22 protein-coding genes are annotated in these 26,821 nt (G+C 72.3%); 2 read left to right on the top strand and 20 right to left on the bottom strand.

Annotated elements, in window-relative coordinates; all coding sequences use genetic code 11:
- Nucleotides 1-10: 10 nt before the first annotated feature.
- From OG711_RS21555 to OG711_RS21525, 7 genes are all read right to left on the bottom strand, one after another.
- Nucleotides 11-1,657, bottom strand: coding sequence for a GmrSD restriction endonuclease domain-containing protein (locus OG711_RS21555; protein ID WP_266517269.1), 1,647 nt, complete (start codon nt 1,655-1,657; stop codon nt 11-13).
- A 295-nt stretch (nt 1,658-1,952) separates the two neighbouring features.
- Nucleotides 1,953-4,643, bottom strand: a complete 2,691-nt coding sequence (locus tag OG711_RS21550) for an ATP/GTP-binding protein (protein WP_329560097.1) — start codon at nt 4,641-4,643, stop codon at nt 1,953-1,955.
- Between the two features lie 165 nt (nt 4,644-4,808).
- Entirely contained in the window at nt 4,809-5,312 is a 504-nt protein-coding gene (locus OG711_RS21545) for a Pycsar system effector family protein (protein WP_329560096.1), read from the bottom strand.
- Complete coding sequence (locus OG711_RS21540) at nt 5,309-6,238, bottom strand: hypothetical protein (protein WP_329560095.1); 930 nt, start codon at nt 6,236-6,238, stop codon at nt 5,309-5,311. Before OG711_RS21540 ends, OG711_RS21545 begins: the two co-directional genes overlap by 4 nt.
- Nucleotides 6,235-8,382, bottom strand: a complete 2,148-nt coding sequence (locus OG711_RS21535) for a hypothetical protein (protein WP_329560094.1) — start codon at nt 8,380-8,382, stop codon at nt 6,235-6,237. The genes OG711_RS21540 and OG711_RS21535 overlap by 4 nt, the downstream gene beginning before the upstream one ends.
- Complete coding sequence (locus OG711_RS21530; RefSeq protein ID WP_329560093.1) at nt 8,379-9,284, bottom strand: hypothetical protein; 906 nt, start codon at nt 9,282-9,284, stop codon at nt 8,379-8,381. Before OG711_RS21530 ends, OG711_RS21535 begins: the two co-directional genes overlap by 4 nt.
- A 135-nt stretch (nt 9,285-9,419) precedes the next feature.
- Nucleotides 9,420-10,061: a Crp/Fnr family transcriptional regulator gene (locus tag OG711_RS21525; RefSeq protein ID WP_073796011.1), complete on the bottom strand. Its 642-nt coding sequence runs from the start codon at nt 10,059-10,061 to the stop codon at nt 9,420-9,422.
- 361 nt (nt 10,062-10,422) lie between these two features.
- Between OG711_RS21525 and OG711_RS21520 the strand changes: the two genes are divergently transcribed.
- On the top strand, nt 10,423-12,483 hold the full coding sequence (locus tag OG711_RS21520) for an alkyl/aryl-sulfatase (protein WP_329560092.1): 2,061 nt from the start codon (nt 10,423-10,425) through the stop codon (nt 12,481-12,483).
- 49 nt (nt 12,484-12,532) lie between these two features.
- Here OG711_RS21520 and OG711_RS21515 read toward each other — a convergent pair whose 3' ends face one another.
- The 6 genes from OG711_RS21515 to OG711_RS21490 all read right to left on the bottom strand — a co-directional run bounded on the left by OG711_RS21515 (nt 12,533) and on the right by OG711_RS21490 (nt 19,063).
- On the bottom strand, nt 12,533-13,942 hold the full coding sequence (locus OG711_RS21515) for a DUF6177 family protein (protein WP_329560091.1): 1,410 nt from the start codon (nt 13,940-13,942) through the stop codon (nt 12,533-12,535).
- A 121-nt stretch (nt 13,943-14,063) separates the two neighbouring features.
- A complete protein-coding gene (locus OG711_RS21510) occupies nt 14,064-15,089 on the bottom strand; it encodes a hypothetical protein (RefSeq protein ID WP_329560090.1) in 1,026 nt (341 codons plus the stop codon).
- The gene (locus OG711_RS21505) at nt 15,086-17,299 is read right to left on the bottom strand and encodes a hypothetical protein (protein WP_329560089.1); all 2,214 of its coding nucleotides are present in this window, start codon (nt 17,297-17,299) and stop codon (nt 15,086-15,088) included. Before OG711_RS21505 ends, OG711_RS21510 begins: the two co-directional genes overlap by 4 nt.
- 5 nt (nt 17,300-17,304) lie before the next feature.
- On the bottom strand, nt 17,305-17,703 hold the full coding sequence (locus tag OG711_RS21500) for a DUF6507 family protein (protein ID WP_329560088.1): 399 nt from the start codon (nt 17,701-17,703) through the stop codon (nt 17,305-17,307).
- A 273-nt stretch (nt 17,704-17,976) separates the two neighbouring features.
- Entirely contained in the window at nt 17,977-18,813 is an 837-nt protein-coding gene (locus OG711_RS21495; RefSeq protein ID WP_329560087.1) for a CbtA family protein, read from the bottom strand.
- A gap of 19 nt (nt 18,814-18,832) precedes the next feature.
- Complete coding sequence (locus OG711_RS21490; protein ID WP_266517308.1) at nt 18,833-19,063, bottom strand: CbtB domain-containing protein; 231 nt, start codon at nt 19,061-19,063, stop codon at nt 18,833-18,835.
- A gap of 403 nt (nt 19,064-19,466) precedes the next feature.
- On the opposite strand from OG711_RS21490, the gene OG711_RS21485 reads away from it, so the two are divergent.
- Nucleotides 19,467-20,108, top strand: coding sequence for a histidine phosphatase family protein (locus OG711_RS21485; protein WP_329560086.1), 642 nt, complete (start codon nt 19,467-19,469; stop codon nt 20,106-20,108).
- Between the two features lie 158 nt (nt 20,109-20,266).
- Here the strand turns inward: OG711_RS21485 and lysA are convergent, their stop codons facing one another.
- The 7 genes from lysA to OG711_RS21450 all read right to left on the bottom strand — a co-directional run bounded on the left by lysA (nt 20,267) and on the right by OG711_RS21450 (nt 26,490).
- Nucleotides 20,267-21,613 carry a diaminopimelate decarboxylase gene (lysA, locus tag OG711_RS21480; protein WP_329560085.1) on the bottom strand — a complete coding sequence of 449 codons (1,347 nt, stop codon included), beginning with the start codon at nt 21,611-21,613 and terminating at the stop codon, nt 20,267-20,269.
- A gap of 4 nt (nt 21,614-21,617) precedes the next feature.
- The gene (locus OG711_RS21475; protein WP_329560084.1) at nt 21,618-21,968 is read right to left on the bottom strand and encodes an SAV_915 family protein; all 351 of its coding nucleotides are present in this window, start codon (nt 21,966-21,968) and stop codon (nt 21,618-21,620) included.
- Between the two features lie 256 nt (nt 21,969-22,224).
- Entirely contained in the window at nt 22,225-22,863 is a 639-nt protein-coding gene (locus OG711_RS21470; protein WP_329560083.1) for a class I SAM-dependent methyltransferase, read from the bottom strand.
- 156 nt (nt 22,864-23,019) lie between these two features.
- Complete coding sequence (locus tag OG711_RS21465; protein WP_329560082.1) at nt 23,020-23,421, bottom strand: hypothetical protein; 402 nt, start codon at nt 23,419-23,421, stop codon at nt 23,020-23,022.
- Between the two features lie 287 nt (nt 23,422-23,708).
- Nucleotides 23,709-24,299, bottom strand: coding sequence for a hypothetical protein (locus OG711_RS21460; RefSeq protein ID WP_266517316.1), 591 nt, complete (start codon nt 24,297-24,299; stop codon nt 23,709-23,711).
- Nucleotides 24,296-25,687 carry a hypothetical protein gene (locus tag OG711_RS21455; protein WP_329560081.1) on the bottom strand — a complete coding sequence of 464 codons (1,392 nt, stop codon included), beginning with the start codon at nt 25,685-25,687 and terminating at the stop codon, nt 24,296-24,298. The genes OG711_RS21460 and OG711_RS21455 overlap by 4 nt, the downstream gene beginning before the upstream one ends.
- The gene (locus tag OG711_RS21450; RefSeq protein ID WP_073796042.1) at nt 25,684-26,490 is read right to left on the bottom strand and encodes an ABC transporter ATP-binding protein; all 807 of its coding nucleotides are present in this window, start codon (nt 26,488-26,490) and stop codon (nt 25,684-25,686) included. Before OG711_RS21450 ends, OG711_RS21455 begins: the two co-directional genes overlap by 4 nt.
- Nucleotides 26,491-26,821: the final 331 nt, after the last annotated feature.

Genomic DNA, 26,821 nt, shown 5'->3' with positions numbered 1-26,821 from the left:
CGCACCGCAGTTAGGATTTCAACTTGACGGAATGGAGATGCTCCTTGTATCCGGAGTTGCAATATGGGTGGGTCAACTGCCCGTTTGCCGGGGCTCCCGTGCCTCCGTCTTCTTTTCGAATCTTATGGTCTACGGTTGCGGACTTCATATGCAGGCGCGCCTCACAGATACCACACCTAGGGGCGCTCTGTAGCACTGATTCCAGGTAGACCGCGTTAGCCGTCTTCGTCGAAAAATCACGTCCATGCTCGCGGTCGCCCGCATCGACGAGCTTGACGGGGAGACGATTTGTTGCGGAATCCTGAAGTTGAGAAATAATCTCGCCTTCCGATTTACTATCCCTTAGGCCTTCAAAGAGGACGGTGTACAGCTTTTGAATTGGCGGAACGGAGCGCTGCAGACTACCATAGCGCCGTACGATTTGATTCAAAAAATACTTATGCTTGACCAGGAACTCTTCGAACTCTCTCCGCTTTTCTGAGAACTTCAAGAGGCGACGTTTTTCGGCGAGATCCTGAACGAAGGCCACTGCGGCCAAGAAGGCCGCCGGCTGAAAGCGTCCAGTGAAGCTGTAGAAGTACACCGCAGGGTGCAGGCCTAGCGAGCCAGGGGTATTTCCAGCGATTCGCTCGGATGCCCTTTTCACAACTCGCATGAACTGAATGGTGGCCGTGCCGTCGGGATCATCGCCGAGTGGAGCTAGTTCTACCTCACCGCTCCTCTTGCGGCGGCGGGTCCCCGTCTCATCGCGCCACATCTCTGGTTGCATGCCGTTGGTGAAGTTGACGAGTTCGAAGACCATCTTCACGCTATCTGCCGAGTATCTGCTTCCCGCAACGGGGAGATCGGCAGATTTGATAGCGAGGTCTACGTTGGGTTGGAAGATGAGGTCGTATACCTCCTTCGCGATAGTCTCGATCTCCGACTGTGTGGTTTCATCGAACGATGACCAGTACTTGTGCCCTGTACCGGCCCGAATGAATGCACGCGCCGAAAGGGCGTTTGGCTTACGTCGCGCCTTAATCATGTCGAGCTCTGTGGGATCAATCGGCGTCGCCTGCTGATTGATCCGAAAGAACGAGCTCTCCGCCTTTTCGGCCTCCCCGTTCACCCATTGCAGGTGCAGAGAGAAGACGCTCAGATTCCGCGCTAGGAGCAGTTTTTCTTCAGAAACTGTGCGCGGATTTTTGAGGGCGAGACTCAGGTCGCTGAACGAACCTACATTCTCCTGAATCAGACGTCGAGTCGCCTCCGCAGCTTTTCTCTGATCTTCAGGGATTACGTTATCGAAGAATTGACGGGAGGTGTGACGGTCTCCATAATCATCGTGAGCCCAGGCCATAAGCGCGCTCAATCGGTGAGCGCCGTCAATAACGAAAACGCTGCCGCTCTTTGGTGAACGCCAGAGAATGATAGAAGGGATTAGGTCACCTTCCAGGAAGCTCCGGACAAGCGCTGCTACTTTTTCTGGCGTCCAGTTGGCTGTTTCGCGCTGAAAATCCGGCTTTCGCAAAACGCTATAGCCGATACTGTCCGGAAGTAGGTCCGTAACGCGGAGCGTACTCGAGATGGCGGACGGTTGAGTGAGCCCCCCGGAATCTATTGCCTCAAAGTCTTCGCGAGGGATTAGGGCATCTAGATTCACCCAATTAGGCATTCCAACTCCTAGCTGCTTTTCTGCGGTACTCTGAGCCTAGCGGCCCCTGTAGCGCATCGTGGTGGAATCAGAGTGTCGGATGCCTCAGCTCGGACCTGCTCATGCCCTTCGAAGCCGACGGTCGGGTGCCTGGCGGTTGCTCGGTGACGGGGAGATCGGTCACGCCTGGACGGGGACGCCGGTGGTGACGTACGCGTTCCCACAAGGTTGCTCGGGAACGCCTCCATGGAGCCGGGTGCTGTCGCCGTAGCCCGCCCGGGACGACAACTCCTGTGCGCATTCATCGCCATGGTGGCTACGGCGCTCCGGTGCCTGGCCTTGACGTGAGCAGAGCCCGTCGGTCGATGACCATGCCGCGCCACCGTCGGCGCACCGTCCGCTGATCGTCGAGCCACCGAGCGCGGGAGGAAGTGTCGAGCGCGAGGTCGGCCATGAAGTGGGCGATGTCGACGTAGTAGGCGTAGTAGCCCTCACGGGTCAGCTCACGGAGTCGGATGACGCTGGAGGCGACGCCCGCTCGGTCGCCGCGGACGGCATGGTGGAAGGCGCGTGCCAACTCCAGCTTGGCCTGGACGAAGAGCAATCCCGACGTGCTGATCTCCGCCGCGAGCACCCGCGCCCGGTCCTCGACGCCCGTGTCGGTGCCGGCGTCACGCAGAAGGGACGCGATCCGTACGTCCAGAGTCGCGGCGCGCAGATCGACCTGGGCCAGGAGGTGTTCACCGAGGTCGATCTCGTCGTCGATGCCGGGGTCGTTCGTGAAGGCGAGAGCGAAAGCCCGCATGGCCTGCGACATGGCCGCCTCCCCGATCTTGCCGTGCTCTTCGCCCTCCGCACGCGCCGCTCCGAAGGCGCGCGCGGCCAGAGACATGTCGCCCTGCACCCACTGCACGTCGCCCACGACGCGATGGTGCCGCCCCTCCCAGCCCAGGCGTTCAGCGGACTCAAGAGCCGTCGGGAAGTCGCCGGCGAGCCGTGAGAGGTGGACGAGCCCACGTCGGGCGTTCGGTGCCAGGCGCCCACCACCGCCGGCGACCACCTGCATGCCCTGTCGGGACCCCTCGGTGTGCCCGAGGTCGCGCTGCGCCTTGGCCCGGTAGTAGACGGCCATTTCAGACAGCTCCGCAGGCAGCAACCCGGTATCCGCGACCGCCGCCAGCCGCTCCACGGTGCGGGCCCGGTTCTCGTGCTGCCGACGGGCGAGCGCGCTGAGCAACTCCACCAGTGCGTCGGCGGCCGTGGCCGCGGCGCCCGCCCCCTCAGGGCCGGCGGCCAGGTCGAGCGGCTCCCACACGGAGTCCCCGACATAGGTCCAGGCGGCCTCGGTGAGCCAGCCGAGGTCCAGGCGGTAGTCGCGGGCGATGGCCAGCCCTTGGCGCAAGCAGCCCACAAGAAGCCGCCGGTCCCGGTCCGAGCCACCGCTCCACTGCTCTCCGAGGGCGGCGAGGGCCCGGATGGCGGCCTGCTGCCAGTCGGCGGGGGACCACCGGTCGTCGGTCCGGTCGTCGGCGTCCCGGATCGTCGCGCGGATGAGGCCATGGAGGTGGAAGGGCCACAGCCCGAACGGGGTCTCGCGTACGAAGGGACGCTCGACGAGCCGCAGTGCCGAGGCTTGTTGGGGCACACCCGCGGCCCGGGTCGCCAGCGCGATGTCAAAGGAGGAGAAGAGGCTGACGGAGCGCAGGACGTGGCGCTCCGAGGCGGTGAGGTCGGACAGAGTGCGAGCAATCAGCGCGGGGAAGTCATGGTCGAAGTCGGCCGGCTGTGGGGCGCGCCCACCGCGGCGGAGTTCCAGGAACCTCATCACGGAGAGGTCCAGGTACAGGGGCAGACCGTGCGAGCGCTGTCCGATCACCGTGCGGATGGGGTCGCTGATGAGGGGACGGCCATGGGCGGAGAGACGACGGGCCAGGTAGTCGTCGCAGTCCTCGAAGGAGAAATCCCCGATCAGCATCTGCCGTTCGCGGCCGGGGGCCTGGGACTCCGAGCGAGGCCCGGGGATGTCGTGGGCGGCCAGGCCGGGCCAGGCGGTGGGGCCGGTGAAGTCGAGCTGCCCTTGGAGAGACTCTTCGGCCCATTGCAGGCGGGAGCGTCCCGTGATGACGAAGAAGGCGTTCGGCATCAGCCACACCAGGCGCTGCAGGAGTCGCTCGAAGTCCCGGTGGGTACGGTCCCCGATCTCCTCGAAGGCGTCCAGCAGGATCACTGGGGTGATCCTCTTCGCGGCAGGTGTCCGGGCAAGCTCCCAGGCGAGCAGATGCGGGTAGTAGGAGAGGGATTCCAGATCCGGTTCGCTTTCCAGAAGGTCGGCGAGGCGCACGCAGCCGGCGAGCGCACGCACGGTCTGCCGACGCTCGCGAAGTGCTCCTACGAGTGCCCCGGTCACCTGCCCGACCGCGGAGCCGACCGTGCCGGGCAGCAGCAGGGCCTGGGCGACGTCGGCAAGCGCAGACTGCATCTGCTGCGGCAGCGCCTTGCCGAACCGGGCGGTCAGGCCGCCGCGGTTCAGGAAGTCCTCCAGCGGGTCACCGGGGTGCTGATGCTCCCAGTAGCGGCGCAACGCCAAGTCGAAGGCGGGAAGAGGCCGGCCCGCGGCGGCCAGCGCGAGGCGGACGGAGAGCACGACCTTCTCGAAGTCGGGACTGGCGGAGCGCGCGAGATCGACTCGTACGGGCAGGATCCGTGCCTGACTCCATTCGGGAGCGACCCACTGAGAGGGGCGCTGCCCCGGGTCGGCGAGGGACGCCTCGAACTTGCGCGACAGCGTGGACTTCCCGATGCCACCGATCCCATGGAAGACCACCACGTTGTCCCGGGCGGCCTCCAGGTCCTCGGGGTCGAAGGCAGGGTTGTCGACATGTCGCAGGTGCTCGGCGAGCGCGGCTACCGCGAACTCCCACTGCGCCTGGCGGTTCGTGAATGCCTCCGCGGTCCCAAGCGTGTGGTCGTTCGTACTGAACAGTGCTCGCAGGTCCCTCCCTGCCACCCCAGCCCTCCAATGAAGATCACTTTGTCGTCAACTTGACTGCAGCCTAGTCCTGTTGGGAATGCTCTGCCGAAGAGCATCCCGGAGGCGGGGAAGAGCAGCTCGGGGCGCTACAGCCCGGTGCGTCCCGACGGGCGCCGCGGCCGCGGCTCGTGCCCGCCGTACTCACCGGGACGCCAAAGGGGTGAGCAGGGTCGCGAGGACCGCGGGGAGCAGGAGGCGGACCGCGTGGCGTATGCAGCGGTTCTTGGTGCGGGCGATCCTGCTGGTCTCCGTGAGGGAGCGGTGCAGGCGGGGGCGGGGGTCGGCGGTGTCGCGGCGGAGGGACGTCGTGAGTGACGCCCTGTGGTGGGCGTGGACGATGTCTTCCGTGTGAGCGAGGACATCACCGCCGGGCGCGACCCGTCCGCGGGGGAAGAGGGCCAGCAGGAGGCACACGATCGCCGTGGTCGTGGTGGCCGACGCCGTCCACCACAGGAGACCGGGTGCCGTGGGGCGGTGGACGAACAGAAGGCCGACCAAGGAGACACCCGTGACCAGCAGGATCGCGGCCTTGCCGTCGGCGCGGCCGATCTCGTGCTGGTTCTGCGCGATCAGCTCCCGGGACAGCGCGCCCTCGGATACGTCGTCCTCGGGGCGGGTACGGATCGGGTCCCCGCCGTCGCTCATCGGGTGCCCCCGTACGGCCCTCCCGGGTGGGTGGGACCGCCCATGGGCCCGCCGGTGTCGCCCGCGCCCCTTCCGGGCTCGCCCGTGATCCGGGTCAGGACCTCCTCGCCCTGGGGGACGCGCACATCGGCGAGGAGGCGGGCCGCGTTCACGCCCACGTACGCCCGGTCGTCCCGGTTCAGTCCCTTGAGTGTCGCCGCGAGGGTGCGCTCCCAGCCGTCCCGGTCGGTGAGGAGGTCCGCGTGGGCGACGGTCCAGTCGAGCACCTCCCTGGCCTCCGCGGGTTTTTGGAGCAGCCACAGGGCGGCCAGGCCGACGGGGCCTCCCGCCACCACCTCCCGGTAGAAGCGGTACGCCTCGCCGTAACCCGGCGGCGGGGACGGTGCCGTGTCCGGGCCGGTGAGCGGGTGGAACGCTTCGGGCGGGTCCATGAACCAGTACGTCAGTCCCCGGCCTTGGAGTTCCCGGGGGCTGCCGGGCCGCCCGATCGGTACGGTTCCGCGGTGGCCGGGCGGCGCGCGCAACGGGTCGGGGGGACCAGGCAGGGCGGCACCCTGGCCCAGGTCGTCCCGGATCAGCTGCCCCACCTGGTCCTCGGTGACCTCCGCACGTACGGCGAGCACCGGGTCGGAGACCGCCCAGGCGAGTTGGTAGCGGGCAGGGTGGGCGGCCTCGGGCAGGCGGATGTCCAGCATCAGGTCCCGGCGCACGAGCGAGATCCACGCGGCGACGGAGAACTCGCCCCGGCGCACCTGGCCCAGGCCCGGCCGGGGGTATCCCCACCGGTCATGGGCGCGCGGGAGCTGCACACAGTCCTCGCCCCGGGAGGACAGGAACACCAGTGCGTGGTCCCGGCGTGCGGCGAGGAGCTGCCGGAACAGGGCCGGCAGGGGTGCGGGGACGGGGATGGTCAGCGGTCCGGTCATGTCAGGGCCTCTTCCGTCGGCACGGTCGTACGGGCGCGGTGGCGGTGCAGCAGATAGCGGACGACTCCGCGGTGGCCGGGTGCCAGCGTGGACAGGGCGCTCAGGAAGTGCGGGAACGCCGTGCTCATACGGGTGTCCGGGTCCGCCTCGATCCGGGCGAGTCCCTGGGCGGTCGCCTCATGGACGGCGGGGTCGCCCAGTGCGAGGGCGACGAGTCCGGGGGCGCGGTCGGGGTGGTCGCGCAGGAGCATGGCCAGGGTGGTGCGGCTCGCCCCGGAGTTCACCCCTGGTGGGAAGGCCGACCGGCTCATCGCATCGATCACATGTCCGGCCTGGGCGCGGCGCGCGGTTCCGGGCGGTGCGGTCAGCCACTCCCGCAGGGTGTCGAGGACGAGCGGGTGGTGGGGCTCCTCGGTCAGCAGCACGCTCAACGCGAAGGACACCGCCGTCCGCAGGGGTGGTCCTGACCTGCTCTCCGGCCCGTCCAGGACGTTGTCCAGAAACCGCAGCGCGAGAGCCGGACGGGCCAGGCCGAAACCGCTCCCGCAGGTTTCGGCGACGGTGCAGCGCAGCGGCAGCGAGGTGGCGCAGCTCCAGCGGCGCAGCAGTTCCCGTACGGTGCCGCCGCGGGCGGGGTGCTGGACGAGTTCGCCCAGGGCGACGGCGGCGAGCCTGCGCTCCCGCCGTTCCTCGGAGGCCGCGAAGCGCGGCAGCGGACCGAGCGCCCCGGGACCGGTCGCGTGGGCCAGGACCCGGCCGAGGGCGAGCCCTGCGGCGAGTTGGGCGCCGGGCAGGGGCGGCAGTGCGGTGAGGGCGCGCGACAGCAGTTCCGGCATGCCCTCGTGGTCCAGCCACAACTGTCCCAGTACGGCCTCGGAGCGGTGGCGCCCGGCGAAGACGACGCGGCGCACCGGATGGCCGTGCCGGACCGTGGAGGTCTCGCCAGGCGGCAGCAGCCGCGCTCCGACCGCCTCCAGCCGGTCCTCGAAGGACGGGCCGAGGAGGTCGGGAGGGTGGTCGTTCCCGGTCGCGGGCGCGTGCCGCGCCGGGCCGGCCCGCTCGTCGATGAGGGGCCGCAGCACCGCGGCGAACTGTTCGATCACCGTACGGTCCTGTTCGGCCAGCAGCGCGATGGCGGCCATCAGGGAGAGCGCGCCCGCACTGTGCCGGGCCCGGTCGAGCGCGACCCGGGCGGCCGTGGCGCTGCCGGGACGCAGCTCGTCCAGGACGGTGCCGGGTGAGGTCCCCGTCGCCGCCGCGGTGCACAGTGCGTCGGCGACGTCGACCGCGTCCCCGGGCAGCGGGTGCGCGGCGAGGTAGTCCGTGAACGGGGCGGATGCCAGGGACCCGAGCGCCGCGTCCAGGTGGGCGGGGTCGAGACCGCCTTCCCGCACGTTGAAGCGCAGCCGCCGGGCGGCCACCTTGTGGGACGCGGGCGGGAGGTGCCATGCCTGCCATCGTCCGGTGTCGGCGGGCAGGCGGACCTCGCCCGCCAGGGTGACGACCAGATGGGCTCCGGCGTGCCGCAGGGTCCGGGCCAGGGCCGTGAGCGCGACCTCGCCGAGCGGTTCCCCGGAGTCCCGGGGCAGTCCCTGGAGGAGGTAGCCGCCCGGGCCCTTCGGCCGCCAGGCCAGGAGGTCCTGGGCGGAGTCGAGCCCCGTGACGCCGCCCTCCCCGTACCGCTCGGCGAGCAGGGCGAACGCCGCCGTGGCCGCGCCCGCGCCAGGCCCGCCGCGCAGCAGGAGCACCCGGCCGTCGAGCACCTTGCGTGCCTCGGGGTAGGAGGGCGGCTCGACGAACCCGGCGAGCCGTTCGCGTACCTCGTCCGCCGGATAGGGGCCCTCGCGCAGCCGTGGTTTGCGGATGGCCTCGATGAGGGCCTCGTCCAGCGGGCCGCCGGACACCACGTTGTAGACATCGCCCTGGACGCCGCCCATGATCGCCGCGCCCTGTTCGACCGACTGGCGGTTGTCCCGGAAATCGGCGCCCCGGTCGGGGTACGGGGCGAACCCGTCGCCGGTTCCCCGACCGGCGCCGTCCTCACTGCCGCCCGGGGCGTGGGCCGGGCCGGAGAGTGGGCCGCTGTCCAGCCGGCCGTCCTGACCGGGCGCACGGGGCGGTACAGGACCGGGCTCCGCGTTCACCGGGAGTCCTCCGGCCCGCCGACGCGCTTCTCGCCCGCGACGTTGTCCCCGCCGCCCCAGTGCTGGTTGGTGCCCCGGTACGTGGTGCCGCCGGTGTAGGTGAGGTCACGGCCGACATCGCCCATCAGGGCGATCCCCTCGCCGACCCGCTGGGTGTTCCCCGTGTGCCCCGGCCCCGGCCCCGTCTCCGTCGACCCGGCGGACTCCTCCCGCGGTGCGGCGGGCGGGGCGGGCTCCTCGCGGGGCAGGACGCCGGCCCGGACCAGGTTCCCGGACGGGGAGGGGACGTAGAGCCAGGCGCGCCGCGAGAAGTTCTTGCCGTCGACGGTGGCCGCGACCTCGACACAGCGGTCGGGGTGCAGACGGGTGTAGGCGCCGAGTACGACGTCCTCGTAAACGCGTTCGGAGATGATCGCGGCGAGATGGGTGACCTGCTCGCTCCCCTCGGCGAGGATCGCCTTGACCGCGCGGGCGTCCAGCAGCCGGTGGGTGTCGTTGCGGGCGGTGCCGTTCCCGTCGCCCGGCCGGCCGTCGTCGGGCAGCGGGCCGACATGGACGCTGGCCCTGAGCCGGACCTGCGGTCCCACCGACTGCTGGTTGTACGCGCCGAGCACCTCGTCGAGCACCCCGAGGAACGGCCAGAGGACGAACGGGAGATGGACCGGGTCGAACCCGAAGATCACCCCGTCCCCGGTGCTCGCGGGGAAGCGCTTGGCGTCCCGCAACTCATGCAGCCCGGCCCGTTCGAGGGCGGTGTCGACCAGCTGCGGGATCAGTTCGCTGACCGGGCCGTGCTGGGCCGCGGGCAGCCCGGTGAAGTCCTTGGCGTCGACGGCGAACAGGGCACGGTAGGGGGGCAGGGGACGGCTCTCGCCGTACGGGACGGGCGGGATCGCGGACATGGGTGATCTCCTCGCGGGGGCCGGGCGGTGAACCCGGCGGCGGGACCGGACACATCGAGCATCCGGCCGCCGCCCGGGACGAAGTGCACAGCGCTGGGCACTTCCCGCGTGCCCCGGATCACACCGGGACGGCGCTCAGTCCATGGCGGCGAAGCGCCGCAACCGCCGGGTGTCCTTGATGACGACGACCCGGCGGGCCGTCTCCACCGCACCGTCCGCCCGGAGTTGCCGCAGACCGTCGGCGACCGCGTTCCGCGTCACCCCGATGGCCTGCGCGATCTCCTCCTGGCTGAGGCCCGTCAGCCGGACCGTCCCGGCGCCCGTGCCCGGGGCGGTCAGTTCGGCGAGCCGCAGCAGCGTCCGGGCCAGCCGGACGAGCAGCGGCGCGGTGAGGAGTTCGGCGCGGTGGGCGTCGGACTCCCGGAGCCTGCCGAGTGCCTCACGCATCAGATGGATCACCAGGCCCCGTTCCTCGACGAACCGTACGAACCGCGTGGCCTCCAGGACCACGGCCGTGCAAGGGGTCAGGGCGACGACCTCCGCCGTCCGCGCGGTGCCGTTGAACACCGAGACCTCGCCCAGCAGATCCCCCGGCCCCCGGAACGCGAGCCAGGTCACCGCGCCGCCCGGCTCCCGGTGGACGACCTTCGCCAGCCCGGCCGTGAGCGCCAGCAGATGTGTACCCGGGGACCCTTGGCGCAGCATCACGCCGCGTTCCCGGAAGACCTTCGGTGTTCCCTGGCCCCGTAACTCGCACCACACGTCGTCGGACAGCACCCGTCGCCTTCCCTGTATCCGGCCCCCCACGTGTCCGGCCTCCTGCCACGTGTGACGTACCAGGCGAAGACGTACCCGGTCCGCACCCCGGTGACGACGACCCGGGGGCGGGGAATCCGGGGACGACGACCCGGGGACGGGGACTCCGGGGAAAGCGGGCGGTGCGCGGGAGCTCGTCCCGGGCGGAGCCCTCGGTGGCACCGGTCGTCCGGCGAGCGCGGCCACCCAGGTCGGACGGCAGCGGGTACGGGGAACCCCACCTCCGGCCCCCACCGACATGCGCCCCGCTCCCCCACCTGTTCCCATGGACCGAGGCGGCGGCGGACCGGGCCACGCCCCCGAGCGGACGGACGGAGCACCCATGACGGCCCCCGACACCCCCGAGCCCCGCGACCCCTCGGCCGCCGGCGCCACCCCGGACGGCACCCCCGCCCCGCCCGCCGGGAACACCCCGGGCACCGCGAACGGGCCGCCCACCCCCGCCGCACCGGACGCCCCCGCCGAGCCGGCCACCCCCACCAACGCGACCGACACCACCGCCCCAGCCGACCCGGCCACCGCCCCCGACAACTCCACCGACTCCCCGGGCTCCCCCGACTCCACCGACTCCCCGGACACCACCGACTTCGTCAACGCCGACCGTGGTCTCGTCGCCTCCCCCGCCCACCCCACCATCACCGCCGCCGACGACCCCGGCCGGGTCGTCTGGGACTTCGGCTCCACCGCGTTCCTCGGGGGTGACTGCCCGGACACCGCCCACCCGAGCCTGTGGCGTCAGTCGCAGCTGTGCGCCCGGGCGGGGCTGTACGAGGTCACCGACGGGGTGCACCAGATCCGCGGCTACGACCTGTCGAACATGACGCTGATCGAAGGCGAGCGCGGGGTGATCGTCGTCGATCCGCTGGTCTCCGCGGAGTGCTCCGCCGCGGGCCTCGCCCTGTACCGCGCCCACCTCGGCGACCGCCCGGTGACCGGCGTCGTCTACACCCACTCCCACCTGGACCACTTCGGCGGGGTGCTCGGGGTGGTCTCAGCGGCGGACGACGTACCGATCGTCGCCCCGGAGGGGTTCCTGGCGCACAGCGTCTCGGAGAACGTCTACGCGGGGACGGCCATGCTGCGGCGCGGCACGTACTACGCCGGATCGAACCTGGTGCGCGGCCCGGCCGGCCTCATCGGGATGGGCCTCGGCTTCACGGCGTCGACCGGTTCGACCGGGCTGCTGGCGCCGACCCTGGAGATCCGGCACACCGGCCAGGAGGAGACGATCGACGGGGTGCGGTTCCGGTTCCAGATGACACCGGGCACCGAGGCGCCCTCGGAGATGAACTTCCTGCTGCCGGAGCACCGCGCGCTGTGCATGGCGGAGAACGCGACGCACAACCTGCACAACATCCTGACCCTGCGGGGCGCCCAGGTCAGGGACGCGCGGATCTGGTCGCGGTACCTCACCGAGGCGATCGAGCTGTTCACGCACGACGCCGAGGTCCTCTTCGCCTCCCACCACTGGCCCACCTGGGGCAAGGACGATCTGCGGCGGTTCCTCTCCGAACAGCGGGACCTCTACGCGTACCTCCACGACCAGACGCTGCGGCTCACGAACCAGGGGCGCACGGGCCCGGAGATCGCGGAGCTGATCGAACTCCCGCCCGTCCTCGCGCGGGCCTGGCACACCCGTGGCTACTACGGCTCGGTCAGCCACAACGTGAAGGCCGTCTACCAGCGGTACATGGGCTGGTACGACGGCAACCCGTCGTCCCTGTGGGAGCATCCGCCGACCGAGAGCGCCAAGCGGTACGTCGACTGCGTCGGCGGCCCGGACGCCGTCCTGGAGAAGGCCCGGCGGTACGTGGCCGAGGGCGACCTCCGGTTCGCGGCGCAGCTCCTGAAGCACGCGGTGTTCGCCGCGCCGGACAGCGCGGACGCCCGCGAACTGCTCGCCACCGTCTACGAGAAGCTGGCGTACGGGGCGGAGAACGCGACCTGGCGCAACTGCTACCTCACGGGCGCCGACGAACTGCGGCACGGCGTCAAGCCGACGATCATCGGGGCGGGCAGCCTCGCGGGCGCCCTGACCGTGGGCCAGCTGTTCGACTCGCTCGCGATCCGGGTGGACGGCCCCCGCGCGTGGGACCACTCGGTCACCCTGGGCTGGACGTTCACCGACCTCGGTGAGCTGTACCGGATGACCCTGCGCAACGGCGTCCTGACCCACACCCGCAGCACCCTCCCCGTGGACGACACCGACCTCGCCCTCACCCTGACCCGCCCCCAGCTCCTGGCCCTCCTGGCGGACGCGGCGGCCTCCCCGGACCCCCCGGACCTCACCGCCGTCCGCCACACCGGCGACCCGGCGGTCCTCACGACCCTGCTGTCCGTCCTGGACACCGCGGACCCGGACTTCGCGATCGTCACCCCGTGATCCGGTGGGTCCTCGGGGGCGCGTCGGCCGGTACCTCGGCCGGTACGGGTCAGCCGGTTCCCGGGGGACCGCCGAGCACGTCCCGTAGCCGTCCCAGACGCCGCCACGCTTCGGCCGGGGCGGTGTCCCCCAGCGGGTAGTGCAGGGCGGGAGCCCTGGGCGGTCCGAGCGGGTCGGGGACGACATCAGGCAGCGCGCGCCGCAGGCGCGCGGCTCCCGCCGCGGCCACGGCAGCGGGGCCGAGGGTGACCGAGCACGGCACCGGCGGCGGTTCCCAGCGGGCCGGCGTGGTCAGGTCGGTCCGCCCGGCACGCAGTTCGGTGACCATCGTGGCGAGGTCGTGCCGCTGCGCCAGGGTCCCGGCCACTTCGGCGAGCGTCTCCACGGGCGGCGCGTGACCGGCCTGGTGCGGCACGGTCACGGTGATCCGCTCCTCGATCCCGGCCGCTGTGTGGGCGACGCGGACGGTGGCGGCCAGCGGGCGGCCGGGCCCGCCGACGGCGGCGAACCAGGTGGGCAGCGAACGCCGGGCCCGGCTCCGCGCGAGGTCCGTCAACTGCCTCGGTGACCAAGGGACGTTGACGGGCTCGGCGGTGGACCAGCCTGCGGGCGGCGCCCCGGTCAGCACCCGGCAGACGTGCTCCAGCGCACCGCCGAGGACGAGCTGTCCGTCGGCGGGACGCAGGGTGCGGATCGACAACGCCAGCCGCGCGCCGTCCCCCGCGCCGGGCCGGGTGTGGAAGGCGTCCGCGACGCACGGCTCGCCGTCGGGTCCGGCGGCCGGGACGAACCGTCCGTCCACCCAGCCGAGGACCACTCCTGTGAGTCCGTCGTAGTAGCCGCACCCCGGGTCGGACACGACCCAGCGGAAGGGCCCGCGGCCGAGCAGACCGCGTGCCGCCATGGTGAGCCGGGTGTCCGGCGGAGTGACGACACCCAGCTCACGGCCGGTGGCGACGGAGGTGCGCATCAGGTCCGTGAGCCATGCCGTGGCCGCGACGACGGGACGGTCCTGGATGACGACGAGGGTCCGCTCCGTGCACACGTCGACACCGCCCGGCACCACGGCACCGGTGCGGGGCGGCACGCTGACGATGTCCGTACGGGCGGCCTCCGGCGGCCAGACCGTGCCGCCGAGCACGGCCGACAGCCGTCCGGCCATCGCCCCGGCCAGCCGTCCGGCCTCGCCGGACGCCGTGGTGGCCCGTGCCTCCGTCCACCACACGGGCGCGTCGGCGGCGGTCCCCGGCCCGAGCAGTCTCGCCACCTCCCCCGGGACCTGGAGGAACCGGGGCGCCTCCAGCGAGACGAGCACCTGCCCGTCGTCCGTGCACAGCTGGGCGACAGCGCCGCCCGCCGCCCGGTTCACCCGCAGATCGGGACCCCCGGCGTACAAGGCGGCCAGCAGGGTCCTGATGTCCGGCATCACGAGGGTCAGGGCTATGGCGTCCTGGGTCATCCGCTGCCTTCCGAAGGGCTCTGGGCGGGGCCGTGGAGGGGCCCCATGGAGGTGCCGCAGGCGTGCCTCCGGGAGGCGGCTCCCGGGCAACCGGTGTCGGCGAAAGGGGGGACGGGGAGGGTTAGTAACGGCCGGAGAGGTCCTGCAAGGCGTCCAGCGAAGGCGCTTCCTCCGGGGTCCGTCCGGCGAGGGTGCCCCTCTCCTCCTCGGGCGGGAGGCCGAGAAGCCGTTCGAACGCGGCGAGCGCCGTGAGCCCCTCCCGGTGGGCCGCGCCCAGCAGAGCCACCCACCGCGCCCCGGCCTCGAACGCCTCGTCACCGGCTGCGGTCCGCGGCTCGTACCCGACGGCGTCACCGGCGACGGAGACCCAGAGGTACCCGAGGACCCGTTCACCACGCCGCACCGCGAGGTACCGCACGGGGTGCTCGGTGAAGACCTCGTATTCGTCCTCGGCCGATGACGCGGCGGGATACATCCGCCCGTTCCGCGCCAGGATCTCGAACGTTCCCCAGGAGTCCACAAAGGCGGTGCCCTCGTCCCGCTGGTCCTCGAACCCTGTCTCCGTGGGCGCCGCGTGCCGGTTCTGGTCCCCGGGGTCGGGCGGTCCGCCCATCAGCGCGGAGATGTCCGCCAAGGCCGCCGCGAGCCGGGGCGCGTTCGCCGCGTGGATGTCCGTCTGCTCACGCTCACGGGTGTCGAGGGTCAGCCACGCGTCGGAGTAGGTCGACAGCGTCACCACGACGGACCCGCCGCTCAGGACATAGACGTAGATGCTGAACAGTTTCTCCGCACGGTGCTTGACCCCCGACTCCACCCAGATCCCGGGGCATTGCAGGCCCAGGAACACCATGAACCACTCCTGGAGCTCATCGGCCCGCGCCGCGATCCGCGAGAGTGCCGTTCCCGGGGCAAGCGGCGCCTCCTCCCAGGCGATCCCCTCGGCATCGACGGGGGTGTCCCGCCCGTCGGACGTGGCCCGGACCTGGAAGTCGACCTTTCCGGTGGGCACCGCCAGCTCGTACCGTGCCAGGATCTCCCGCACCTGGAAGGCGATCTCCGCCGCGCGGGAGGGCGGGACGGCGCCCGCGTCCGCCGGCGGATCGATTCCCCATGTCCAGTCACCGACTGGGTCCCTTGAAGTGATCACAGCATGTCCTTGGGATCGGTCTTGCTGCCCGGCGGGATCACGAGCGATCCTTCCTCCAGGCGTATGACGAAGACGACGCCTTTACCATTGCCGCCGCGGCCGCCCCGGTGGATGTCCATGAGGGCATCGTAGGAACCGTCGGCCATCCAGTCCGCACGCGTTCCCCGTGCCGCGTCCACGAGCAGCACCTTGTGGTCGGCTGTGGATGTCGTGAGCTGCACCAGGTACTTCTTCCGGGTGATCTCGGCGAGAGGGTCGAGCGGGTCCTTGAGGTGCTTCATCTGGTACCCGTAGACCTCTCCGGAATCGTCGACGATGCGGACGTCCAGGTCGGAAGTCGCCGGGACCTGGTGATCGAAGTCGATGGTGCGTGCCGGGATTCCGCTCCGCACCAGGTCCTCGGCGAAGAGGATCTGGTCGACGGCGGGCCCGAACATCCCCTCCCTCCGTGCGCCGAGCGCGGAGACGACAACGCTGAAGTTCGTCCTCTGGCTGAACTTGCCTGACGCGACGACCTCGGCCACCCGCTCACCGTCGGGCGCGGCCGCCAGCCGGTCCAGCACCCGTTCGAGGACGTCGGGCTTCGGCCGCTTGGCGCCCGGCATGCCCTTGACCGCCTCGCGGAAGCGCTGTTCCGTCTCACCGCCCCGGACCATCGGCGCGGGCTCCCCCCCGGGTGACGGCCCACCGGGCCGCGCAGGACCACCGCCCCCGCCGCCCCCCTCGCCACCCCCACCGGGACCCTCCGGCCCGCCGAAGCCACCCCCCGGGCCGTCCCCACCGGAGCCACCACCGGCGTCCCCATCAGAACCGTCCCCGGCACCGCCGGACCCACCAGCCCCGGAACCCCCGGACTGTTCCGGCCCCCGGCCCCCCGCACCGACCAACTCCGGTTCCCGCGCGCGGTCCCGCTCCCGCGCGGCATCCGCTCCACGCTCCGCGCCGCGCTCAGCGGCCGAGGGTTCACGGGCGACCGGGCCGGTGCTGGGGCTGCCGTCCGGATCAAGGGGGACGAGGGTGCCGTCCTTGTCGACCCGGTACCGGTCGTTCAGGTCGAGGGCGCCGTCCGGGAACCGTGGGGGCGGGAACTTCAGGCTGTCGCTGATGTTCGCCAGTGCCTGGGAGACCTTCGGCAGGTCCGCGACCGCCCTCGCGGCGTTCAGACCGCCGGAGAGCGGATCGAGGGCGTCACCGATCCGCCCCATGACCCCCGCCGACCTGGCGGCCACACCACCCTTGCCGAGCTTCGAGGCTGCGGCGAGCGGACCGGCGCCGAGCGTGAGCAGGTTGAACGACACCGCCGCGTGGGCGCGGGCGGGATCTTCCTGCCACATGTCGTACGCGATGAACTGTTTGCCGAACTCCTTGGCGTACTGCTGGCTGCCGCGCTGCCAGCCGGACAGGTGCTCGTCCTGTCCGACGAGGTCCATCCCGTAGGCGTAGCCGCCGACGAAGGTACGCCGCAGCCCGTTCCACGCGTCGTCGCGCGCCTGGTCCCCGTCGAACCCGGCGAGGGTGCCCAGGCCCTGGACCCCACCCCAGACGCTGTCCTTGACCAGCCCGTCCCACACCCAGCTCTTGGCGCCCTGGCCCCACCAGCCCAGGCTCCAGCGCTCGTGCGTGAGCCCCTCCGGGCTTCCCCACGGCAGGTCTCCGGCGCCCTTCAGGGCCGCGGCGTCCTGGCCGTACATCCCCGGAGCGTGCGTACCGTCGTCCACGGCCCAGTCGGGGCGGCACATGACCGGGCTGATCGCACCGATCTCGTTGGCAGCGTCGCGTTCCGCCGTCTGGAAGCCCTCGCGCGCCGCCGCCACACCGTCCATGAGCCCTTGGTGCTCGTCGACCTTGTCCTGGTCCTCGGTCCAGTCGTCGTCGTCCGCGACGCCCTCGACGAAGTCGAACGCGTCCTGCTTGAGCTGCCGCAGCTGGTCGGCGTACGGCCTGGCCTGCGCGACGAAGGTCTCCAGCGCGTCGGCCAGTGCCTCGATGTTCCCCGCGAACTCCTCTGCGGTGTCCATGACGGGTGCGGTCGACGCGAAGAGCTGTTCCGCCTCGGGGGCCTCGTAGTACCCGGCGGTCGCCTGGAACCGGGAGTGCACGTCCTGCCCGCCCTCGCGGATGCCGACGGCACGGGTGCGCAGCCGCTCGACGGACCGCGTCAGTTCGGCGAAGTCGCCGGTGTACTGGGGTATGCCACCCGGGGAGATCACGCCGGCTACCCCCCGCCCTGGCCGTCGTCCTTCTGCGCGACGGCTCTGAGCTCGGCCGGGTCCGGCGTCCTGGCCGCCGCGCGCTGGGCCTCGGCGGCCATGTCCAGATCGCCGTTGACGTAGGCGGTGGTCGCCTGGACCGTGCCGTCCAGCGACTTCTTCGTCCGGGCGGCCAGGAACCTGATCTTCGCCTCGGTGTCGGAGGCGAACGTCGCGACGGCCACTCCCACCGGACCGGCCGGTGCGCTGCCGCAGTACGGGCCGCTGATGGTGCCCGCCCATGCCGCCGCGTCCGTCACGGCCTCGCCGTACCCCTTCACGTCCTTGCTCATGTCATCGGCGGCGAGGCCCACCAGCGACAGGATCGACGCCACTCCGCCAGGATCGATGTCCCACTTGGTCACTTATTCCCCCCGGAAGAGCCGCTGCCGGACTGCGTGCCTTGCCCCCCGCCCACCTGACCCAGATGACATGACGCATCGTCACATCCCGTTCAGGCGAGCGGATTCCAGCATCTCAGACGCCACTGACAGAGCCGTCGATCCGCCCCGTTCCGGACAGACACCGTCCGACAAGCGCCCCCGGCCACCACCTCGGCCCCCTCCCCCGCCCCCGAACCCCGTACGGCGCCCCGCAACCCCCGGGACGCCGTACAAGAGCCGCAAGGACCTGCCCCGCTACCCGGCCGTCCCCCCTCGGCCCGCGGCGGCGGTGTCCCGGTCGGCGGCGGTGTCCCGGACCGTGGCGGACGCCGGACCGGCCGGGCCCGGTGCCAGCAACCGCTGGGCCAGTTCGCCGAAGAGCAGGCCGAACGCCGTCCACAAGGTCGCCTGGACGGCCAGCGCGGCGACGCGGAACTTCCACACCACCGTCGGCGGGAAGTCCGACGGCATCTCGTTCACCGAGGGCAGGAACGCGTACGCGAGGCCGATCGCGGCGATCAGGGCCGCGGCCGCCACGACCGTCGCGTTCCAGTTGCCGAGCCGGGGCGCGAGCCGCTGTCCGAGGATCACCGCGGCGACCGTGAGCAGCACGCTCAGTACGAGCATCAGCAGATAGAGGGTGGTGCGCCGCCCGACACTGTCGTCGGCGCCGACGGCCGGCGGGTTCGCCGGGTACTTGAGGAACGGGACGACGTACACGGCGACGAGTCCCGCGACGGCGAGCAGCAGCGCGGTGGCGCGCGGCGAGAACCGGCCGGTGCGGCCCAGCGCGTAGCAGTAGGCGAGGGCCGCGATCCCGCCGAAGGCGACGCCGTAGAGGAGGATGCCGGTGGCGAGTCCGCCGGTGGCCTGCGCGTCCCGGCTGACCAGCGGCGCCTCCTCCTGCTCGGGTCCGGCGCCGGGCTCCGCGGCGCCGTGATCGTGGCCGGAGGCGTGCGCGTCCTCGTAGGCGATGGCCGCGTCGACCTGCGGCTCCCCGACGAAGTAGGCGACGAGGAGGGCGAGGACGCCCGCGGCGAGTCCCGCGAGCATCCCGCGCACCAGGAGCTGTCTGACGGTGGTGGAGTTCATGAGCGCTGTCCTGCCTCCGTCAGTGGCAGGGGTAGCCGAGCAGATGGCGTGCGTCGTGCACCCATTCGTGCACGCCCTCGCCGGAGACCAGGGCCACGGCGCCCTGTTCGGCGCCGACGAAGTACAGCAGTATCAGCATCAGCACCCCGCCGAAGACGGCCCAGGGCGCGATGACCTTCAGCGGGAGCTTGTCGGGGAGTACGACGGGTGAGACCGGTGAGACACCCGGCTGGACGGCGGACTGCGCCATATGAAGGACCTCCTGGGGAACTCGCGTCCCTGCTCGGTGGTGCGGGTGACGAGGGCCACGGGTCTGACTTCGCCCACCGGTCCCCTCCCGGGGAGCGGCCGTACGGGCTTACAGTGGCGCGACCGTGCCGGAGTCCCACCGGCTTCCGTCCCGCCCTCGTCGGTTGTCTGTTGAGGTCACGCCCTCTGCCGCCGACGGCCTGTCCCCGACCGTCCGTCAGCGGCTGGACGCCACCGACTGACCGTCGTCGACCGGCCGTCGTCGGCCGATGTCACTGACCGCGCCCGGCTGGTTGCCCGTTCAAGCGCCACGAGAACGTACCGCGCGGCCGGGGCCCGGGAAAGAGGGCCGACCCGGGACGCACCGGCACCACGGGTCCGGCGGACGGGAACGAGGCACTGAGATGAGCGGTACGACGACCATCCGGCTGACGCTGATCGCCCCGGCCGGCGGCCGGGATCTGCGGGAGGCGCGGTTCTCCGGCGACGGCCCCGTGGACCCGGCGGCGCTGGCCCGTGCGGCGGGGGCGGGCGCGGCCCTGCGCGGCACGTTCCCGCGCGGGACGGCCCGCTGGGTGGTGTCCCCGTGCCACCGCTGCCGAGCCACCGCCGACGCCCTCCGGGGACCCGCCCCGGACGCCGTTCCCGCGCCCGGGGAGATGCCCGAGGAGGTGCCCGCGCTGGCCGGGCCGGACATGGGCCGCTGGCGGGGCCGCACCCTCGCGGAGGTCTCCGCCGAGGACCCGAAGGCCCTGGTCAGCTGGCTGTCGGACCCGGCCGCCGCCCCGCACGGCGGCGAGTCCCTGCTGAGCCTGCGCACCCGCGTGGGCGCCTGGCTGGACACCACCCGGGACGCGGAACGCGCCTCCGGTACCGGCCGGTTGGTCGCCGTCGTCGAACCGGACGTCGTCCGCGCGGCCGTCGCCCACGCCCTGGACCTGCCCGCCCCCGCGTTCCGGCGCCTCGACGTGGAACCCCTCGGCGCCGTGGAACTCACCGGCCGGTCGGGCCGCTGGAACCTCCGCGTCGCCCGCGCCCTGGACTGAACGCCCCCGGCCCGCGCGACACATGAGCACGGCGGAACCCCCAGGAACGACGGACGACGGAACCACCGAAGGACATGCGGACGGGCGGGCCGGAAGCGGGGGGAGGCACGACGGCCCACCGCGGCCCACCCCCGGCCACCCCCGCGGACGTACCCGGCCTACACCCCCACGTCCCGTCCGCACATGTCCTCCAGTGACTCACGGCGTACGAGCAGCCGGGCGCGCCCGTCCCGTACGGCGACCACGGGCGGCCGGCCGACGAGGTTGTAGCCGGACGCCATCGACAGCTGGTACGCCCCGGCGACCGGCACCGCGAGCAGATCGCCGGGGCGGACGTCACCGGGCAGCGCCGTCTCGGCGGCGAGGATGTCCCCGGCCTCGCAGTGCCGTCCCACGACCGTCACGTTCGCGGGTTCGGCGCGCGAGGCCCGCCCGATGAGCCGGGGCGCGTACCGGACGCCGTACAGCGCGGGTCTCGGGTTGTCGCTCATGCCCCCGTCCACGGCGACGAACAGCCGCTTGCCGGTGCGCTTCACGGCGAGCACCCGGTACAGGGCGACCCCGGCCGGACCGGCGACGGCCCGCCCCGGCTCCACGATCAGCCGGGGCACCCCGATCCCCGCGGCGGCGCATCCGGAGGCCAGTTCGGCGCGGACCTTGCGGGCGAGGGAGGTCACGTCGAGGGCGTCCTCACCGGCCCGGTAGGCGATCCCGTGGCCGCCGCCGAGGTCGAGTTCCGGCAGCACGAGCCCGTGCCGCCGCCGCAGCGCGGCCATCAGCCCGACGACCCTGCGCACGGCCGCGAGATACGGCTTCACCGTGGTGATCTGCGATCCGAGATGGACGTGCAGCCCGGTCAGCCGCAACTGGGGCTGGTCGAGTATCCGCGCGATGGTGTGCTGGGCGGACCCGTCGGTGAGCGACAGCCCGAACTTCTGGTCCTCGCCGCCGGTACGGATCTTCTCGTGCCCTCCGGCGACGATCCCGGGCACGACCCGGACCATGACCCGCTGCGTACCGCCGGGACCGACCGCGGCGGCGAGCCTCGCGACCTCCGAGGCGCTGTCGATGACGATGCGTCCGACCCCGAGGCGCAGCGCGGTCGCGAGGTCGTACGGGCTCTTGGCGTTGCCGTGCAGGACGATCCGGTCGGCGGGGAACCCGCTGGTCACGGCGAGTTCGAGCTCCCCGGCGGAGCACACGTCGAGCCCGAGCCCCTCCTCGCGGACCCAGTTGACCATGGCCCGGCACAGGAACGCCTTGGCGGCGTAGACGACTTCGGCCTCGGCCTCCGGGAACGCGGCCTTGTAGCGGCGGCAGCGCTCGCGCACCTCGCCCTCGTCCAGGACGTACGCGGGGGTGCCGTACCGCTGGGCGAGCCCGGCCGGCGACACCCCGCCGACGGCGAGGTCGCCGTGGGCGAGGAGCCCGGCCGACGCGGGCCAGACGGAGAGGTCCTCGGGCCGGCGGACGGGCGCGGCGGGGGCGGTGTCGAGTGCGGTCATGGCGTCAGACCTCCACGAGTGCGGCGGCGCGGACGGGCGCGACCGGGATCACCGGTGTGACGACCGGGGCCACGAAGGCGGGGTCCACGGTGATCCGGGCGACCCCGAGCGGTGCGGTCAGCGCGCGCAGCGCGGTCGCGGCGAGCCTGACCCAGGGCTGTCCGCCGCCGAGGGCGGCCACCAGCCGGTCGGCACTCGTGAACCCGACGGCCGTACGTTCGCCCAGCGGCGTACGGAACGTCCGGGCCGAGCACCCGGCGGACCCCGGCCGGACCGGCACGTACAGCGTGCGCGGGGGTCCGGCCGGGGTCCGTTCGGCGGGTTCGGGGTCGTCGGTGAGGGGCGTGTCGGGCATACGGTCCTCCGTCGGTTCCGGACGGGTGCCCGGGGCGGTCCGGGGGGGGTGTCCGGGACCTGTCCGACGACGCTATGCCCGCCCCCACCGCCCACGCCCCGCCCCCTGACGGGACGCTGACGCCCCGGGCCCGGACGTTGACACAGGCCATACGCGAGGCGCCCCGAACGGCTGCCGCGCGAACACGTGCGCCGGGCCACTGCGAACACGTATACGCAGGTCGGCCCAGGACCACCGAAAGCGGACCGCCAGCCGCTCACACCGTCCGGGTCAGCCGCCACACATTGTCCGCACGGGTGCCCGGCTTGCCCTCGGGGGACGGTGAGGGGCGTTCCACGGCCTCCAGGGTGTCCACGCGCCAGGTGTCCGGCAGGGCGAGGGCCGTGAGGACGCCCTGGAGGGTGGGGAAGTCGGCGTCGAACGGGTGCTCGTGCTTCTCCATCCAGGTCGGCCAGCCGCCGTGCATACCGATCAGCAGGGTGCCCCCGGGCGCGACCGCCCCGGCGGCCCGCTTGAGCACACCGTCCTGGTCCAGGGCCACGGGCGACTGGAGGAACTGGGCGCTGACCAGGTCGAAGCTGCCCTGCGGGAACGTCACCCCGAGTTCGTGCCGCTCGAACGCGACCCGGTCCGCGAAACCGGCCTCCGCGGCATGGGCCGCCGCCCGCTCCAGCGCGGTGGCGGAGATGTCGACGCCGGTCACCCGCCAGCCGCGCGCGGCCAGCCACAGGACGTCACCGCCCTCACCGCAGCCCAGGTCCAGGGCGGTGCCCGGCGCCAGGCCGGCGGCCTCCCGTACGAGCAGCGGGTTGGGGTTGCCGCTCCAGACGCGCGCGTCGGAACGGTAGCGGTCTTCCCAGAACTCCGCCGGGTCGGTGATCTGCGGGATCGACATCGAGGCTCCTCCGTGACGGCTGCGCGATGCCTGCGGCACCTGCCCCCAAGCTCGCCGGACACCCCGGGAAACGTCAAACATTGTTGCCGGTCCGGCAACAAGCACGGCCCGGAGTCCCCACCGCACGGTTTCCCCTTCACACCGGTGACCGGACCCTTACGCCCCCGCCGCCCCCTGACCGAAGCTCAGGAAACCGGCGGTACGCGGGGCGATCGCGAGCTCGCCGTCCCCGATCCCCGCCCGCACCCCCGCCAGCACGTCGTCGTCCGGCTCGCCGTACACCTCGAAGCGCTCCACCCGGCAGTGCTCCATCACCCCCTGGATGTACGGGTCCGCGAGCTTCCAGTGCGCGCGGACCGCGTCCGAGTCCCGGAAGAGCTGGAAGCTGTGGGCGGTCATCCGCCGCTCGTCGACGAAGACCTCGACCATGAGCTGGGGCCCGTGCCGCTCGGCGAACCCCACCGCCTGGGCGATGGCCTCCCGGAAGCCCTCCACATGTCCGTCGGTGATCCGCATGGTGTTGTGGAAGAGCAGGATGGCGTCGTCACTGGTGGTCATGGACCGATCCTCGAACGTCAACCGCGGTTGAGGTCAACCCCGGGGCGCCGTCCCGCCACCCCGCCGTCCCGCCGTCCCGCCACCCCGCCGTCCCGCCGTCCCGCCACCCCGCCGTCCCGCCGTCCCGCCCGCCAACTTGTCAGCCCGCCCCGCGTACCGCACCCACCCCGCGCACCGGCACCCCGCCCCACCCACCCGCCACCGGTCCCCAGCCGCACACCGCACTCCCCGTCAGCACCGCGTACCCCCACCACCGACCCCGTCAGCACCGCGCGACCCCGACCCCGTCAGCGCCGCACACCCCCGCCCCCGACGCCGACGGCCGCGTGGGCGGCGGTCCCCGCGGCGGCCAGGACGAGGGCCGTCCACGTACCGACCGCCGTGCCGGACGGCAGCAGCATCCAGGTCAGCACCTGCGTCACCACGTCCGTCGAGGGCGGGACGACCATGGAGAACGCCAGCCACACGCACGGCAGCGTCCACGCGTACTGCCTCCCCCAGCAGGCCGCCCCCACGGCGACGAGCCCCATCAGCCCCGCGCTGTTGCGCAGGACGAGGGCGGGGGAGGTCTGCTGCCCGTCCATCGTCTGCACCGCCAGCAGCACCGCGCCGATCAGCACACCGCCGAGCAGTACGTGCGCCACCCTGCGGGGCATCCAGCGGATCGCGGCCGTCCGCTCCAGCGCGGGGTCCTGCCCGCCGAGTCCGACCGAGACCGCCGCCGCCCCCGCGACGAGGACCAGCACGGGCAGCCATCCGCTCCACGGCTTCCCGTCGCCGGTCCGGGCGAGCGCCCACACCGCCAGCGCGCTGATCAGCACCACGGCGAGCGAGGCGGGCGCGTGCCGCGAACGCGCGTACAGCGTCAGCCATCTCACCGGAGCGCACCGCCGTTCAGCTCGGTGAGCGCGTCGCCCTTGCAGGAGAGCGCGGCGGTGTGCGCGGCGTCGATCCGCTCCCGCTGCTCCGCCCGCGGCAGCGCGCTGAAACGCTTCCACACCGGACCGGACGTCTCGGCCTGGCCCTTGGCGGAGATCATGGTCCCGCCGAGCGGCCGGGGCTGCTCCCCGAGGACCCACGCGGCGGCGATGCTCTGCGCGGCGGCGTCCTCCCACGTACCGCTCTCGGTGCGGCTGCGGGGGCTGCACAGCGGGACGATGCCCTGCCCGATCAGGAACCGGGTCAGCCGCTCGCCCCGGGCACCGGCCAGCGCCCCGTCGTCGAAGTCCACGAGCACGGCGTCACGCGGGCGTTCCGGCGTGGCGCTGAGCGCCCGCAGGGCGGTGGTCTCGCGGACACCGACGGGCGCCCGCTCCCCCAGCGCGCCGCTCAGCAGCCGCAGCGCCTCCTTGGCGGGACCCGCCATACCGTCGAGCCGCGCCTGCCGGACCGTCGTCACGCACACCGGCCCGTCGCACACCTGCGCCGCCGCTTCCCGGTCGACGACGTACGTGTCGCGCGGGCCGGCCGGGAACAGGAGCAGGGCGAAGACCCCGCCCACCACCAGAGGCGTGAGGGCCAGCAGCCGGGCCCTCGGGCCCGCGGCGGCCAGCAGCGCGACACCCGTCGCGGCCATGCCGAGCAGCCAGACCGTCTGCCCGAGATGCACGGGGGCGGAGAGCGTCAGCAGCGTCTCGTGCACCTCCGCCACCGTCGGTGCCAACAGCGCGACCGGGTTCGGCACGAGGGCGAGCGGCACCTCGGCGTCCGAGGACCGGTGGTGCCGCAGGAAGTTGGTGACCATCAGGGCGGCCACGGCCAGCGCGGGCGGGGTCAGGATCGACGGCATCGCACGCGCGGCCCCCATCCCGAACACGGCCCCCGCGCCCAGCCCGAGCGCCCCCACCAGCGAGATGGGCAGCCAGCCGAGGTGGAAGTACGAGGCGTCACCCGCGAGCACCAGTACCGCGCCCACCAGGAGGAGCAGCGCGAAGGCCGAGACCAGCGTGAACGCCGTCGTGCCCGCCTGGACGGCCGCCCGGTGCCATGCGGGACGCGGGGTGCCGGCCAGCAGTTCGGTCATCTTCGAGCGCCGGTCACGCAGCCCCTGGAGCGCCCCGAGTCCCACGGCGAGCGGCCACAGGAAGACCAGCATGTGCCGGGTCCACATGGCCATGGAGGTCCACTGGGCCGTCCACAGCGCGCTGCCCGTCGACCACGGTCCGGGTATGAGACACAGGAACACGAGCGCGGCCGCCAGGACGACCGCCCCGGTCCACGGGGCGGCGGAGCGCCGCAGTTCGATACGTGCGATACGCGGATTCACCAGGCACCCCTCGTCCCCACCGGTCCGGCCAGCAGCGCCGAGTAGCCGCGCTCCAGCGGACTGTCGCCCACATGGTCGGGGCCGCCCGCCTCGGCCAGTTCGCGCGGGGTGCCCTGGAAGACCAGCCGCCCCTCGGCGAACAGCACCACATCGGTGCAGGCGGCGGCCACGTCCTCCACGAGATGCGTCGAGACGACCACACAGGTGTCCGTCCCCAGCTCCTGGAGCAGTTCACGGAAGCGCAGCCGCTGCGCCGGGTCCAGCCCGGCCGTCGGCTCGTCCAGCAGCAGGATCGACGGGTCGTTGACGATGGCCTGGGCGATCCCGGCCCGGCGCACCATCCCGCCCGACAGGGCCTTCATCCGCTCGTCGGCGCGGTCGGCCAGGCCGACCCGCTCCACGGCGCGCTGCACCGCCGCGGGGATGTCCGCCTTCGGCACCTCCTTCAGCCACGCCATGTACTCGACGAACTCCCTGACGGTGAACCGCTTGTAGTAGCCGAACTCCTGCGGCAGATAACCGATCCGGCGGCGCAGCGCGCGGTGCTCGCCCAGTCCGGCCACGGACTCCCCGAGCAGCTCCAGTTCGCCTCCGGCGGGCCGCAGCACGGTGGCCAGGGCCCGGATGAGGGTGGTCTTGCCCGCCCCGTTGGGACCGAGCAGCCCGTGCACACCGGTGCCCAGGGTCAGATCGAGCCCGTCGACGGCCATCCGTTTCCGTCCGGCCCTCACCTTCAGCCCGTTCGCCCGGATCTCCCAGGCGTAGGCGGTGGGGGCGATGTCGGCCCCGCTCACTGCACGCATGACGCGCTTCCCCTTCTCTCTGTCTGTCTGTCTATGTCTGTCGCTGTGTGTCGCTGTGTGTCGCTGTGTGTCTCTTGGCCCGAAGGTTCTCGTCGGACGGGTACGCCGCACGCCGCAAGCACGCATGAGGGCATGGGGGCATGAAACGGGCACGCCGGAACCGGGCCGGGCGTCCGGCAGGCACGCCGGAACCGGACCTGGGGCGACGCGGTAACGGGTACGCCGGAACCGGGAACAGGGCTCCGGCAGACCGCCGCACTCAGGAACGGGGCGCCGACGGCCGGGCGTTCAGCGGCCGGCCCCCAGCAATCAGGTCAACGGCCGGGGTTCA

Source organism: Streptomyces uncialis (assembly GCF_036250755.1).
Taxonomy (GTDB): Bacteria; Actinomycetota; Actinomycetes; order Streptomycetales; family Streptomycetaceae; genus Streptomyces; species Streptomyces uncialis.
The sequence above is the reverse complement of the archived record's forward strand: the minus strand, read 5'-3'. Positions and strand labels throughout refer to the sequence as shown.